Origin of the sequence: Janthinobacterium fluminis, assembly GCF_028595325.1 — a bacterium.
Taxonomy (GTDB): domain Bacteria; phylum Pseudomonadota; class Gammaproteobacteria; order Burkholderiales; family Burkholderiaceae_D; genus Janthinobacterium; species Janthinobacterium fluminis.
Window position 1 is genome coordinate 215,323 of the sequence record NZ_JAQQXR010000002.1, and the last position, 13,072, is coordinate 228,394.

Below are 13,072 nucleotides of genomic sequence, written 5' to 3' on the forward strand. Positions count from 1 at the left end.
CCGCAAAGCCCGCAACGGCGAAGCGGGGCAGCGGGTTTGCCATTTTTGCCGCCATTTTTTGTAGTGAGTGTATTGTGACCGCCCGAACCCTGCCTTCCCGCCGCCTGTCCGTCGCCCCGATGATGGACTGGACCGACCGCCACTGCCGCGTTTTCCACCGCCAGATCACGCGCCACACCTGGCTCTACACCGAGATGGTGACGACGGGCGCGCTGGTGTACGGCGACGTGGCGCGGCATTTGCAGTTCAACGAGGAGGAGCATCCCGTCGCGCTGCAACTGGGCGGCAGCGATCCGGCCGACCTGGCCACCAGCGCCAGGCTGGGCCAGCAGTGGGGCTACGACGAGATCAACCTGAATTGCGGCTGCCCGTCGGAGCGGGTGCAGAAGGGCGCGTTCGGCGCCTGCCTGATGGCCGAGCCGCAACTGGTGGCCGACTGCGTGAAGGCGATGCGCGACGCCGTGAGCATCGACGTCACCGTCAAGCACCGCATCGGCATCGACCAGTCCGAGTCCTACGACTTCGTGCGCGACTTTGTCGGCACGGTGGCCGGCGCCGGTTGCAGGACGTTTATCGTGCACGCCCGCAACGCCATCCTGAAGGGCCTGAGCCCGAAGGAAAACCGCGAAATTCCGCCGCTGAAATACGACTTCGCCTACCAGTTGAAGCGCGACTTCCCCGATTTTGAAATCATCATCAACGGCGCCATCAAGACGCAGGACGAGATCGACCTGCATTTGCGGCAGGTCGACGGCGTCATGCTGGGCCGCGAGGCTTACCACAATCCGTATTCGATGGCGCAGTTCGACCAGCGCTATTACGGCGACGATTCCGCCGTGAAAAGCCGCGACGAGGTGCTGGCGGCGATGATCCCGTATATCCAGGCGCAGCTGGCGAAAGACGGCGGCCGCGGCTTGAAATTGAACAGCATCACGCGCCATATGCTGGGCCTGATGCAGGGCCTGGCCGGCGCCCGCGGCTTCCGCCAAACCTTGTCCGACGCCAGCAAACTGGCCGCCGGCGACGCCAATTTGTTGCTCGAAGCGGCCGCCCGGGTCGCGCAGCACGCATAAATCTCCGCCGTTTTCCACTTTTGCCGTGCAAGAAACGGCAAAAGTGGAGTTTCTACACAGAAAGTCAATGTGCAAATTTCCAACACCATAATGCTTGCTTTGAGGCAAAACATGCATCTATAATTCAATTCCGGCAAATATTTTTCACAATGTTTTCTTTTTGTTTCAGTGCCGCAGGCACCGTCGCAAGGGATTTTTTTTGTGGGGATTTTGCATTCGCAGTCATAACTTTTTGACATGCGGATTTCAGGTTTCAGTAAACGAGGCTGCGTCTGGCCGGTGTCCCTTGCGTCGTGTTCGGCGCGGGCGGATCACCGGCGGGACGCGGCCTTCGTCATGTATCAGCATCAGCACCTTGGGCACATTCTATTCACAGAATCACTTACGAAGAGCCGAAATGAACTTAGCAAAAATGAAGGTTGGTACTCGCCTGGGCCTCGGGTTCGCGCTGGTGTTGCTGTTGCTGGTGGCCGTGACCGTCGTCGGCATCGCCCGCATGTCGCAGATCCAGGGCCGGCTCGACCACGTGGTCGGCGTCAACAATGTCGTCACCCGCCTCGTCATCGACATGCGCGCCAACGTCAGCGACCGCATCACCTCGCTGCGCATTTTGACGCTGCTGACGGACGCCGGCGATATGGAACCGGAAATGAACCGCATCAAGGCGCAGACGGCCAAGTACCAGGAAGCCCAGAAGAAACTGCAGGAGCAGTTTGCGGTGGAGGCGACGGCCGAGGAAAAGGCGCTGCTGAACGCCATCAAGGAGCATGAGGCGGCGGCGATGCCGGCCATCGCCAAGGCATCCGAGCTGTGGCTGGCCGACAAGGCCGAAGAAGCCACCAAGGTGATGATCAAGGAAATCCGTCCCGTGCAAAAGAAATGGATGGAGGCGCTGGAGCAATTGGCCGTGCTGGAAGACCAGTTGAATGCGCAGGTGCTGACGGATGCCCGCACCGCCTTCGACAGCGCGCGCACTTTCATGATCTTGCTGGGCGTGCTGGCGGTGGCGATGGGCGTGGCGGCGGCGTTCGTCATCACCCGCGGCCTGCTCAAGCAACTGGGCGGCGAGCCGGACTATACGGCGTCGATCGCCGGCAGCATTGCCAAGGGCGATTTGTCGGTGCTGATCAACACCAAGGCGACGGACCAGGACAGCTTGCTGGCGGAAATGAAGGAAATGCGCGACAGCCTGGTGGGCATCGTCGGCCAGGTGCGCATCGGCACGGAAACCATCGGCACGGCTTCGCGTGAAATCGCCGCCGGCAATATCGATCTGTCCTCGCGCACGGAAATGCAGGCCAGCTCGCTGGAAAAAACCTCCTCGGCGATGGAAGAGCTGACGGCCACCGTCAAGCAGAACGCCGACAATGCCCGCGAAGCGAACCAGTTGGCGGCCACCGCCTCCGACGTGGCGCTGAAGGGCGGCTCGGTGGTGTCGCAGGTGGTCGATACGATGAGCTCGATCAACGAGTCGGCGAAGAAAATTGTCGACATCATCGGCGTCATCGACGGCATCGCCTTCCAGACCAATATCCTCGCCTTGAACGCGGCCGTCGAGGCGGCCCGGGCCGGCGAGCAGGGCCGCGGCTTCGCCGTGGTCGCCTCGGAAGTGCGCAATCTGGCGCAGCGCTCGGCCGGCGCGGCCAAGGAAATCAAGATCCTGATCGACGACTCGGCCGAAAAAGTCGAGCGCGGCACCAAGCTGGTCGGCCAGGCCGGCGTGACGATGGGCGAGGTCGTGGCCAGCGTCAAGCGCGTCACCGACATCATGGGCGAAATTTCCAGCGCCAGCCAGGAGCAGAGCGCCGGCATCGAGCAGGTGAACCTGTCGATCATCGAAATGGACAGCATGACGCAGCAAAACGCCTCGCTGGTGGAACAGGCCGCCGCCGCCGCGCAAAGCTTGCAGGACCAGGCCGCCGAGCTGGCCAATGTGGTGAGCATTTTCAAATTGACCGAAGGCGAGGAGGCCGTGCGCGCCGCGCCGGCGGTCGTGGCGCCGCGCGCCGTCGTCCAGCCTTTGCTGGCGCGGGCGGCGGCCAGGAAGCCGGCCGCGCGCAAGCCCGTGGTGGCCGTCGCCGCGCCGCTGGAACGGCCGAAGAAGGTCGCGGCCGGCGCCGGGAATGACGATTGGGAAGAGTTCTGAGCCGTCCGGCAACAGTAATGCTTCGCTTTAATTACATACTTGAGGAAACAAATGTCTACCAATAAGCCCCTGTTGAGCGCGGTTGCAGCCTTGCTCGTTTCGTTCTCCTGCGCCGCGACCGCGGCCGAGGTGCCGGCCAGTTTCGATGCGAAAAACTGCAAGGCCGAGTATCCCAAGGCGTCGTTGATGAATGAAGAGCAGGGCACGGTGTCGATGATGTTCCTGGTGTCCGCCGACGGCAGCGTGCTGGACTCGAAACTGGAGAAAAGCAGCGGCTTCAAGAATCTGGACCGCGCCGCGATCAAGGCCATCAGCGCCTGCAAATTCAAGCCGGGCAGCAAGGACGGCAAGGCCGACCAGACCTGGACCAAGGTCGATTACGCCTGGAAACTGGATTAATTCGGCGTCATCGTTGGTGGCGTTCAATCAGGGCAGGTTCAGCGCACGCTGAGCTTGAGGTACGGCCGGGTCGAACCTCTGCAGTTCGACCATGGCCTGCGCTTCGACGTGTGCGTGCTGCGCTATGACGCGGCGGAGCGTGCGCTGGACATCTGCGAAATCCCTTATATTTGATTCCGTATAGCGCTGCGGCGCGACAGGCATTTTGTGGGGAGGTCGTATGAGCAAGCAGAAATCGGGCGGCGATCAAAGCAAGCAATCGGGCGACGAATCGGCCAGCCGCGGCGGCGAGCCGGCGAAGGTCGATAAGCGCGGCAAGGACGCGGCCAGCACGCCCAAGTCGGGCGGCAAGGGCGGCGCCAAGCAAAAGCAGAAGCGCAAGCGTTGAAGCGGGGGCGGGCGGCGATTGTTGCCGTGTGTGGCCGGATGTAACAAGCTGTAAATGTACGGCGGGCGTGGCTAAATATTCTTATAGTGTAAGCTATTAGGATAGGAGAATTGCCATGAAAAGCCTGTTAGCTGTCGTTTCACTCATCGCGCTGGGAGGCTGCGCCGTGGCGCCCGGTCCGGTCTATTATCAAAGCCGCTCCACGCAGGCTTACGATCCCTACCAGTGGCACACGGTGTCGTCGGAACCGACGTCGGGGCCGGCCGGCTACGCCGCGCCGATCGAATACTCGTCCGTGCCCGTGTATGCGCCGCAGCCCGTGTATGTACAGCGGCCTGTGTACGTGCAGCAACCGTATTACTACACGCCGCCGGTGACGATCGGGCTGGACTTGATGTTCGGCTGGCGTGGCGGACGGCATGGCGGGCACCACCACCACCACGGCCGGCGTTAATCCCGCCGGCGCGCGGCCATTAGGCGGTGCGGCACTGCGCCGCCCGCTGGCTTATTTCTTCCAGAGTACGATGGCCTGCTCGGGCGCCGTGTCCGCCGCGTTCGAGCGTTCCAGCCATTCTCCCAGGCGCTCCGGGTGCTTCACATTGATGCCCATGCCGTCGATGATGCCCACCTGTTCCAGCATCTTGGCGTCGATTTTTGCTTTCGACACTGTCGGCGCGCCCATGACCATGCGGTCGTAAGCCTTGCGCGCCTTGTGTTCCCACTTGTGCAGATTCGTCTCGTCGAAGCGGTTCGCCTCGAAGTAGATGGTCAGCGTGCCGTCGACATTGCCGAAGCCGACGATGCCGGCGCCTTTGCGGATGGTGCTGCTGTTTGCCAGGTCGAATTGCTCGGTCGGCACAAACAGGCCGGCGCGGCCGTCGATGTCGGGACGGCCGACCGGCGTTTCCTTGCCGTAGGAACTCATCTCGGTGATATTTTTTTCTGCAGACATTTCTAATCCTTGACCCCGGCCGGCGGCGGGGCGGCTGCCGCGCGCTTCGGCGGTAACGGGGAGTGTGGGCAATCCTGCCGCCCGGTTCGTCGATTGCCGCGCTGCGTGAACTGCAAAACGGCACATCATTGTAGTCCTAATTTAATTCCCTTGTGCAACATTGCTTTTTATTTTTGCCCGCTCGTCCGCGCTGTACGTGCGGCGGCGGAGGGGAAGTGCGGATTCTAAATGCAACTCTATTGCATTTGTGGCGAATCGACATTATGATGGCTTGCTATTGCAACTGTATTGCAATAAACGCCGGCTTGCCGCCGCTTCCACACGACCGACCACACCGATGACTTTCAAATTGACACCCCTGGCCTTGGCCGTATCCGCCGCCCTGGCCGCAGCCGCCCCCGGCGTCCGCGCGCAGGGCATCGCCACCGAACAGCAATTGCAAACGGTGACCATCAACAGCAGCCGCGCGCCGCTGGACCGCAACCTGCCGTCGACCACGGCCAGCAAGACGCAGGAACAATTGCGCCAGCAGCAGAACATCTTCAATCCGGAAGATGCGCTGCGCAATCTGCCGAGCATGACGATACGCAAGCGCTACAGCGGTGACCGCAATGCCCTGATCGGCGGGCGCAGTTTCGCCACGTCGCAGGCGCCGCGTGCCCTGGTGTTGATGGACGGCTACCTGATCTCGAATTTCCTCGGACGTTTCGACGCGCCGCGCTGGAATATGCTGGCGCCGGAAGAAATCGCCCGTGTCGACGTGCTGTACGGGCCGTTTTCGGCGATTTATCCGGGCAATTCGATCGGCACGACGATCGCCGTCACGACGACGCGGCCGCGCCAGTTCGAGGGGGCGGCGCGCGTGGCCGCGCAATTCCAGGACTATGACGCCTACGGCCTGAAGGGGCGCTACAACAACTACCAGGCTTCGGCCCTGATCGGCGACCGCCTCGCCTCCGGCCTGTGGTATCGGCTGATGGCGAACCACCAGGACGCCACCAGCCAGCCCATGCAGTACTACACGGTCAACGCCGACAGCGCCGGGGTGTTCGCCGCGCCGGCCGGCGGCGGCCCGGCCGTGCCGGTTAGCGGCGTGCTCTACGACACGGCGCCGACCGGCCAGCGGCGCGCCGTCTTCGGCGCCAACGCCGGCGCGATCGACCACACGCGGCAAAACACCTTCAAGGCCACCTTCGGCTATGACTTCGGCCCGGGCCTGGCGGCCGAGGGCTTTCTCGCGTGGTGGGGCAACCAGACGGCCACGCGCAACCAGAGCCTGCTGCGCGACGCCGCCGGCAACACGGTCTGGTCCGGCCGCGTCAGCAATGGCGGCAATGTCTTCGTCGTGCCGGCGGCGGCGTTCGCGCCCTACACCCGCGACGAGCGCCATCTACAGGGCGGCGTCACCGTCAAGACCCGCAACAGGGACGGCTGGAACGCATCGCTGGTGGCCAGCCGCTACGCCATCCTGGCGGACGTGCAGCGCAACGCCGCCGGCGCCGATCCGGTGGCGGCCGGTGGCGGCGCCGGCAACGCGGTGCTGCGCGACGGCACCGGCTTCCAGACGCTGGAGCTGCAATCGACCTATACGCCGGTGGCCGGCGACTGGACCGGCGGCGCGCACGCGCTGACTGTCGGCCTGCACGCCAACGAGTACAAACTCAAGCAGAGCAGCCGCAAGCTGCCCGACTGGCGCGTGGGGGCGGATGGGGAGAGCCAGTTCGTCGGCGGCGAGACGAGTTTGCTCGCGCTGTACGCCCAGGACGCCTGGCGTTTCGCGCCGCGCTGGAAGGTCACGGCCGGCTTGCGCGCCGAGTCGTGGCGGGCGACGGACGGCGTGCAGCGCATCGTGCCGGGCGCGACGCAGCAGTATGCCGGCCAGCGCCAATCCGCCTGGTCGCCCAAGCTGTCGCTGGCATGGGAGGCGGCGCCGGACCTGAGCCTGCGCCTGTCGGCCGGGCGCGGCACCCGCTTCGCCACCGTCACCGAGCTGTACCAGGGCACGCAGTCGGGCAGCAGCATCGTCGTCAACGACCCGAATCTGCGGCCGGAAAAATCCAAGGCGCTGGAACTGTTCGCCGAACGGCGCTTCGACAACGGCAGCCTGCGCGCCTCGCTGTACCAGGACGATATCCGCGACACCATCTGGAGCCAGCAGAACCTGGCCGTGTTCCCCATCGTGACGAATGTGCAGAACGTCGGGCGGGTGCGCAGCCGCGGCCTGGAACTGGCCGGCCAGGTCGACGAGCTGGGCGTCAAAGGCTTGAGCCTGGAAGCGAACATCGCCTTCAGCCGCTCGACGATACTGGAAAACGCCGGCAATCCTGCGACGGTCGGCAAGACCTGGGTGCGCATTCCGCGCGTGCGCTCGGCCACCGTGCTCACTTACGCGCCGGGCGCCGCGTGGAGCGCCTCGGCCACCTACCGCTATTCGGGGCGGCAGTTCAATGAAATGGACAATGCCGACTTCAATCCGGACACCTATGGCGGCCTGTCGCGCCAGAAGCAGCTCGACCTGCGCCTGCTGCTGCGCCTCGGCCGGGGCGTCGAGCTGTCCGCCGGCATCGACAACGTCAACGACAACCGCGCGTACCAGGGCCACCCGTTCCCCGGCCGCACCCTGTTCACCGAAGTGCGCTACGCATTCTAAGGAGGCACATGATCCACATCGAACAATTGAGCAAGCGCTACGACGGCCGCGCCGTCGTCGACGGCTTGAACCTGCACGTGGCCGGCGGCGAGGTGTATGCGCTGCTGGGGCCGAACGGGGCCGGCAAGTCGACCACCATCGGCTGCCTGCTGGGCTTCACGCGGGCCGACGCCGGCCGCATCCGCCTGGCCGGCTCCGCGCTGCCGCCGGCCGAGGCGGCGGTGCGCCACGCCGCCTACATCTCGGAAAACGTTGCGCTGTACGAGCGCCTGACGGGCATGGAGAACGTCGAATTTTTCATGCGCCTGCAGGGGCGCACGCCGCGCCGCGGCGAGATCGAGGGCTGGCTGGAGCGGGCCGGTTTGCCGCCGCAGGCGTGGCAGCGCCAGGCCCACGGCTATTCCAAGGGCATGCGCCAGAAAGTCGGCATCGTCATGGCGCTGGCCAAGGGCGCGCAGGTGCTGGTGCTGGACGAGCCGACCTCGGGCCTGGACCCGGAGGCCAGCGTCAGCTTCGGCGCCCTGATCCGCTCGCTGGCCGAGCAGGGCGCCGCCGTATTGATGGCGACCCACGATTTGTTTCGCGCCCAGGAACTGGCGGACCGCTGCGGCATGCTGGTCGGCGGGCGCCTGGCTGGTGAATGGACTTTAGGAGAAATGCATGCAGGCGAACTTGAACGCAACTACCTTGGCACGCTCGCCGGCCGCGGCTGAGGGCGCGCCGCCGTCCGGCTGGCGGCGCTGGCGCAGCGCCTTTGCCGGCGCCTGGCAGGCCGACTGGCGCGAGCGGCGGCGCGACTGGCGCGTCTGGCTGGTGCTGGGCATCGGCCTGGCGCTGGCCGTGTGCGCCGCGCTGCTGACGGCGCTCGACGTGCGCGACACGCTGGCGGCGCGCGCCCAGGCGCAGCAGGGCGAACAGCGGCGCTGGCTGAACCAGGGCAAAAAAAATCCGCACTCGGCGGCCCACTACGGCGTGTATGTCTTCAAGCCGCTGTCGCCGCTGGCCGCGCTCGATCCCGGCGTCGAGCACTACGTCGGCTCCAGCGTGTGGCTGGAGGCGCACAAGCAAAACGAATTCGTCTACCGCCCGGCCAACGACGAACCGGGCATGGCGCGCCAGTTCGCCCTCAGCCCGGCCCTCGTATTGCAGGTGCTGACGCCGATGGCGCTGATCTTCCTCGGTTTCGGCATGTTCGCCGCCGAGCGCGAAAGCGGCACGCTGGGCAACCTGCGCATCAACGCCGCGCCGCTGGGCGCGATCGCGCTGGCGCGCGGCGCCGTGTTGCTGTGCCTGGGGCTGGTGATGGCGCTGCCGGCCTGCGCCGCCGTCGCCGCGCTGCAGTGGGGCGTGGACGGGGGCGCGCCGTTCAGCGACGGCGGCACGCGCGCGCTGCTGTTCGGCGCCGCCGCGCTGCTCTACCTGTGCACCTGGTGCGCCTTGATCACCGCCGTCTCGGCGTGGATGCCGGGCACGCGCACCAGCCTGGCCGTGCTGATCGCGCTGTGGGCCGGCGCCGCGCTGGTGCTGCCGCGGGTGGCGCTGGAACTGGCGCAGGCGGCCGCGCCGCTGCCCAGCATGCAAAGCTTCCGCGAGCAGATGGACGGCGCGCTCGGCATGCCGGACGACCCGGCCGAGGCCGAGCGGCACAAGCAGGCCATCCTGCGCGAATACGGCGTCGGCGACGTCCGCGACCTGCCGCTGAACTGGGCCGGCATCAGCCTGCGGCGCGGCGAGGAGCATGGCAACCGCGTGTTCGACGCCCATTACGGCCGGCTGTTCGGAGCGATGCAAGGGCAGAGCGACGCGGCCGCATGGGCCGGCTGGCTGTCGCCGACGGTGGCGCTGGCGGCCCTGTCGGGCGCGGCGGCGGCCAGCGACACGGCGCACCACATCCAGTTCGTCCGCGCCGCCGAGGCGCAGCGCCGGGTCATCCAGGACGTGCTGAACGAGGCGATTACGCGCCACCCCGAGCACGACGGCAAGAAGTTCGACGGCGACCAGTCGCTGTGGAAGCAGGTGCCGCCGTTCCGCTTTGCGTTCGCGCCGCTGGCGTGGGGCGGCGCCCTGCGGCACAGCGCGCTGGCCCTGCTGGCGCTGTTTGGCGCCAGCCTGTTATGGAGTGTGCTGGCGGTGCGCCGCCTGCGTTACGGGAGCATCCGATGAAGCAAATTCTGACCTTGATACGCTACGACCTGCGCAGCCAGTTGCGCGAGCGCGGCACGATACTGTTGCTGGCGCTGAGCCTGGCGCTGGCGCTGTTCGGCCTGTCCGAGGGCGCCCGCTTCGCGCGCCTTGGCGCGCAGGCGACGGCGGCGGCGTCGGCCCAGCAGGACGCCGCCCGCATCGACGCCGTCGCCCTGGCCGCGCGCTATTTCGCCGCGCCGGCCGACGCCGCCCTGGCCGCCTTGCCGTGGTGGCGCAACCCGGCCGACGTGCGCGGCTACGCGTTTTACCAGCACGTCGGTTTCGCCGCCAAGCCGGCGGCGGCGGGCGCGCCGCTGGCCATCGCCCAGGCCGACGTGCTGCCGGCCTATGTGCGGGTGCGCGCCGAGTCGATGGAGTCGGTGCGCACGGCCGTCGAGATCGAGCATCCGGCGCGGCTGGCCGCCGGCCGCTTCGACCTGCTGTTTTTCGTCGTCTACCTGTGGCCGCTGGTGTTGCTGACGCTGACCTTGTCGGTGCTGACCCAGGAGCGCGAAAGCCGCCGCCTGCGCGCCTTGCAATTGCAGGGCGTCGGGCTGGGGCGCCTGCTGCTGGCGCAACTGCTGGCGCGCAGCCTGCTGGCCAGCGCGGCGCTGGTGGCGGCGGTGGCGCTGGCGGCCTTGCTGTCGGGCGCGCTGCCGCTGAACGGCGGCGCGGCGCTGGCGCTGCTGCTGTGGGGCGGCGCCGTGCTGTTGTACTCGCTGTTCTGGGCCGGCGTCGCCAGCGTCGTGTGCGCGCTGTGCCACACGCGCATGACGGCGGCCTTCGCCGGCTTCGGCGCCTGGCTGGTGCTGGCGATCCTGCTGCCGGGGGCGTTGACGACGGCGGTGCGGCTGGGCGCGCCGCTGCCGAGCCGGGAAAGCTATGTGCAGGCGATGCGCGACGCCAGCGACGTCGTCCAGGCCAACCGGCTCGGCTCGCTGGCGCGCTTCTACGACCAGCATCCGGAATGGAAGCCGGGCAGGACCGCGCTCGACAAGGTGTCGTCGAGCGTGACGCGCATCCACCGCGCACAAGAGCTGGAAAGGGCGCTGCTGCCGGTCGAACAAGCCTTCGACGGCGCGCGCCAGCGGCAGCAGCGGCTGTTCGGGCAACTGGCGGTGGCCAGCCCCGTCACGCTGGCCTACCAGGCGCTGGCCGAAATCGCCGGCAACGACAGCGCGCGCCAGCAGGCCTTCATCGGCGAGGTGCGGCTGCACCAGCTGCGCCTGCGTGACTTCTTCCAGAGCGCGATCCAGGAGGCGGCGCTGGGCGACGAATTGCAGGAGTGCGCGGCGACCTGCCTGGGCGGCTATGGTTTCCGCGCCTTCGACGCCGTGCCGCGTTTCCGCGCGTCCGCCGGCCTGGCGCAGACGCCGTTGCCGGCGCCGCGCGCCGGCGCGCTGGCGCTGTGGGCCGCCGTCCTGTTCGGGCTGGCCTTGCTGGCGCTGCGCCGCGCCGCGCCGGGGCGGCGGCGCGCGGCGGGCGACTCCCCGCCGCGCAAGGAGCTTTGAGCGCGCCACGCTTGGGGGTAGAATTCCAGCCATTGCGGTGGCTGAAATGCTGGCCTGGATATCGCGCGGCGAAAGGGGCGGAATGGGGATGCATATGCTGGTGCTGCTGCGGATCGCCAGCCCGTTGCTGCTGTGGGGCGGGGCTTGCCGCGCCGGCGACGCCGTGACGCTGTATTACAACGAACGTCCGCCGTATCTGGTCGGCGCGCCGGACGGCGCCGTCAGCGGCCTGACGGCGACGCCGGCGGCGCGCGCCTTCCATGCCGCTGGCATGGACGTGACGTGGGTGAAAACGCCGATCAACCGCCAGCTTGCGCTGTTGCGCGAAGGGGGGCCGCGTTGCACCGTGGGCTGGTTCAAAAACCCCGAGCGCGAGCGCTTCGCCCGCTTTTCCCGGCCGATTTACCGCGACCTGCCCACGGTCGCGCTGACCCGCAGCGATTTTTCGATCCGCCAGAAGCAGCCGCTGGAGAGCGCGCTGGCCACGCCCGGCATCCGCGTGCTGGTCAAGGAAAATTATTCCTACGGCGGCTACATCGACAACATCCTGCTGCGGGTCCACCCGGCCGTCACCAAGACCAGCGCCGAAAGCGTGAACATGATCGCCATGATCGATGCCCGGCGCGCCGACCTGATGTTCGTCGCCGAGGAAGAGGCGCAGTATTTGATCGGTTTGAGCGGCCTGAGCCAGCAAGGTTTCAGCGTCGTGCGCTTCGCCGACATGCCGGGCGGGGAGAGCCGCCATATCATGTGCAGCATGGACCTGCCGGAACAGTGGATGCGCCGGCTGGACCGCGAGATTCAAGTTCCCGAGCGATAATGCTGACGCCCTTTATCAAATAGCTGCCATGCAAACTCCAAACTCACACATGCAGTCAGCGGCTGTCGCAGCGAGCGCGCTTTTTTGCTGCATCGCCTTTCACCTTTGCGATGCAGTTGCGGCGGCACCGGCATCAGTGCCTCTCACGTGCCCTGCATCGATACCAATATCATCATCGCCGCCGAAGTCCGGTCCGCAAGGCTGGACAGTCTACGTTGCCTCCGAGCTGTATCTAAATTCAGCGGCCCCGATTGGCGGGCCGCCCGAGATGCATGCCGACCTGGCGGACTACACGTCGAAGCCGGGCAAGAAGCAATGGTCGTACACCTACGACCTCGACCGCGAATTTTCGGATGGGAAATGGCTGGAGTGCGGATACGGGACCCACAACGAAATCACTTTATCGCAGCGGATGCCTGACTCCATAAAGTCGTGCATCTTCGTTTATCGTAAGGGGGGACAAGGCCGGACAGCACGACATCAAAATCGACTGCCGCTAATGTTTTTTGGATAAGCAGGTGCTGTCCACGAGGCCAGGCAACACTCCCGGTTCCGCGCCCAGCCGCAAGCGGGTGCCCAAAAGAAAAAAAGGCTACAAGCCGAAGCGTGTAACCTTTTGATTTTCTTACTAATTCTCTTGGGTGCCTGATGGGGGGCCACTGGCCACTCGAGAACCCCCAATGCCCGCAAGGCGCCTAAATTGCTGAAACACAGTTCTGTACGGCGCATTGCGCTACAAGTTGCACGGATCGGCAAGCTTTTGCTGCCGAAAGGTAAGTTCGAATTGCCCGGCTATTTCCCCCTCGCTATGCTCAATGGCCGTGTATCTGAATAGGCGGTAATGAACTGGCGCTGGCCCCGGCAGGGAGAGCAATCAGTATCGTCGCACTGCTGTCCCAGCAAGCAATTTCAAAAAAGGCGCCGTTCAACTGAGGCGCTGCATCCTTTC

Annotated in this window: 12 protein-coding genes; 11 read left to right on the forward strand and 1 reads right to left on the reverse strand. The window is 66.0% G+C overall.

The genetic code is table 11. The features are described 5' to 3' along the window. Positions 1-74: 74 nt before the first annotated feature. From dusA to OIK44_RS06760, 5 genes are all read left to right on the forward strand, one after another. Complete coding sequence (dusA, locus tag OIK44_RS06740) at positions 75-1,073, forward strand: tRNA dihydrouridine(20/20a) synthase DusA (RefSeq protein WP_273669964.1); 999 nt, start codon at positions 75-77, stop codon at positions 1,071-1,073. A 397-nt stretch (positions 1,074-1,470) separates the two neighbouring features. Next, positions 1,471-3,219, forward strand: coding sequence for a methyl-accepting chemotaxis protein (locus OIK44_RS06745; RefSeq protein WP_273669965.1), 1,749 nt, complete (start codon positions 1,471-1,473; stop codon positions 3,217-3,219). A gap of 51 nt (positions 3,220-3,270) precedes the next feature. Next, entirely contained in the window at positions 3,271-3,618 is a 348-nt protein-coding gene (locus tag OIK44_RS06750; RefSeq protein WP_273669966.1) for an energy transducer TonB, read from the forward strand. A 220-nt stretch (positions 3,619-3,838) separates the two neighbouring features. Beyond that, positions 3,839-4,006 carry a hypothetical protein gene (locus OIK44_RS06755; RefSeq protein ID WP_273669967.1) on the forward strand — a complete coding sequence of 56 codons (168 nt, stop codon included), beginning with the start codon at positions 3,839-3,841 and terminating at the stop codon, positions 4,004-4,006. A 115-nt stretch (positions 4,007-4,121) separates the two neighbouring features. Then, positions 4,122-4,460: a hypothetical protein gene (locus tag OIK44_RS06760; RefSeq protein ID WP_273669968.1), complete on the forward strand. Its 339-nt coding sequence runs from the start codon at positions 4,122-4,124 to the stop codon at positions 4,458-4,460. A 51-nt stretch (positions 4,461-4,511) separates the two neighbouring features. Here the strand turns inward: OIK44_RS06760 and OIK44_RS06765 are convergent, their stop codons facing one another. Beyond that, positions 4,512-4,958, reverse strand: a complete 447-nt coding sequence (locus OIK44_RS06765) for a hypothetical protein (RefSeq protein ID WP_273669969.1) — start codon at positions 4,956-4,958, stop codon at positions 4,512-4,514. Between the two features lie 337 nt (positions 4,959-5,295). Here OIK44_RS06765 and OIK44_RS06770 point away from each other — a divergent pair, with 337 nt between their 5' ends. The 6 genes from OIK44_RS06770 (at position 5,296) to OIK44_RS25700 (ending at position 12,637) form a co-directional block, all read left to right on the forward strand. Beyond that, a complete protein-coding gene (locus tag OIK44_RS06770; RefSeq protein ID WP_273669970.1) occupies positions 5,296-7,608 on the forward strand; it encodes a TonB-dependent receptor in 2,313 nt (770 codons plus the stop codon). 8 nt (positions 7,609-7,616) lie between these two features. Further along, the gene (locus tag OIK44_RS06775; RefSeq protein WP_273669971.1) at positions 7,617-8,321 is read left to right on the forward strand and encodes an ABC transporter ATP-binding protein; all 705 of its coding nucleotides are present in this window, start codon (positions 7,617-7,619) and stop codon (positions 8,319-8,321) included. Then, positions 8,281-9,771 (forward strand): DUF3526 domain-containing protein, encoded by a 1,491-nt coding sequence (locus OIK44_RS06780; RefSeq protein WP_273669972.1) that lies wholly within the window; start codon positions 8,281-8,283, stop codon positions 9,769-9,771. Before OIK44_RS06775 ends, OIK44_RS06780 begins: the two co-directional genes overlap by 41 nt. Further along, positions 9,768-11,303, forward strand: coding sequence for a DUF3526 domain-containing protein (locus tag OIK44_RS06785; RefSeq protein ID WP_273669973.1), 1,536 nt, complete (start codon positions 9,768-9,770; stop codon positions 11,301-11,303). The genes OIK44_RS06780 and OIK44_RS06785 overlap by 4 nt, the downstream gene beginning before the upstream one ends. A gap of 82 nt (positions 11,304-11,385) precedes the next feature. Continuing rightward, entirely contained in the window at positions 11,386-12,123 is a 738-nt protein-coding gene (locus OIK44_RS06790; RefSeq protein ID WP_273669974.1) for a substrate-binding periplasmic protein, read from the forward strand. A gap of 49 nt (positions 12,124-12,172) precedes the next feature. Beyond that, positions 12,173-12,637 carry an STY0301 family protein gene (locus OIK44_RS25700; protein WP_420213838.1) on the forward strand — a complete coding sequence of 155 codons (465 nt, stop codon included), beginning with the start codon at positions 12,173-12,175 and terminating at the stop codon, positions 12,635-12,637. Positions 12,638-13,072: the final 435 nt, after the last annotated feature.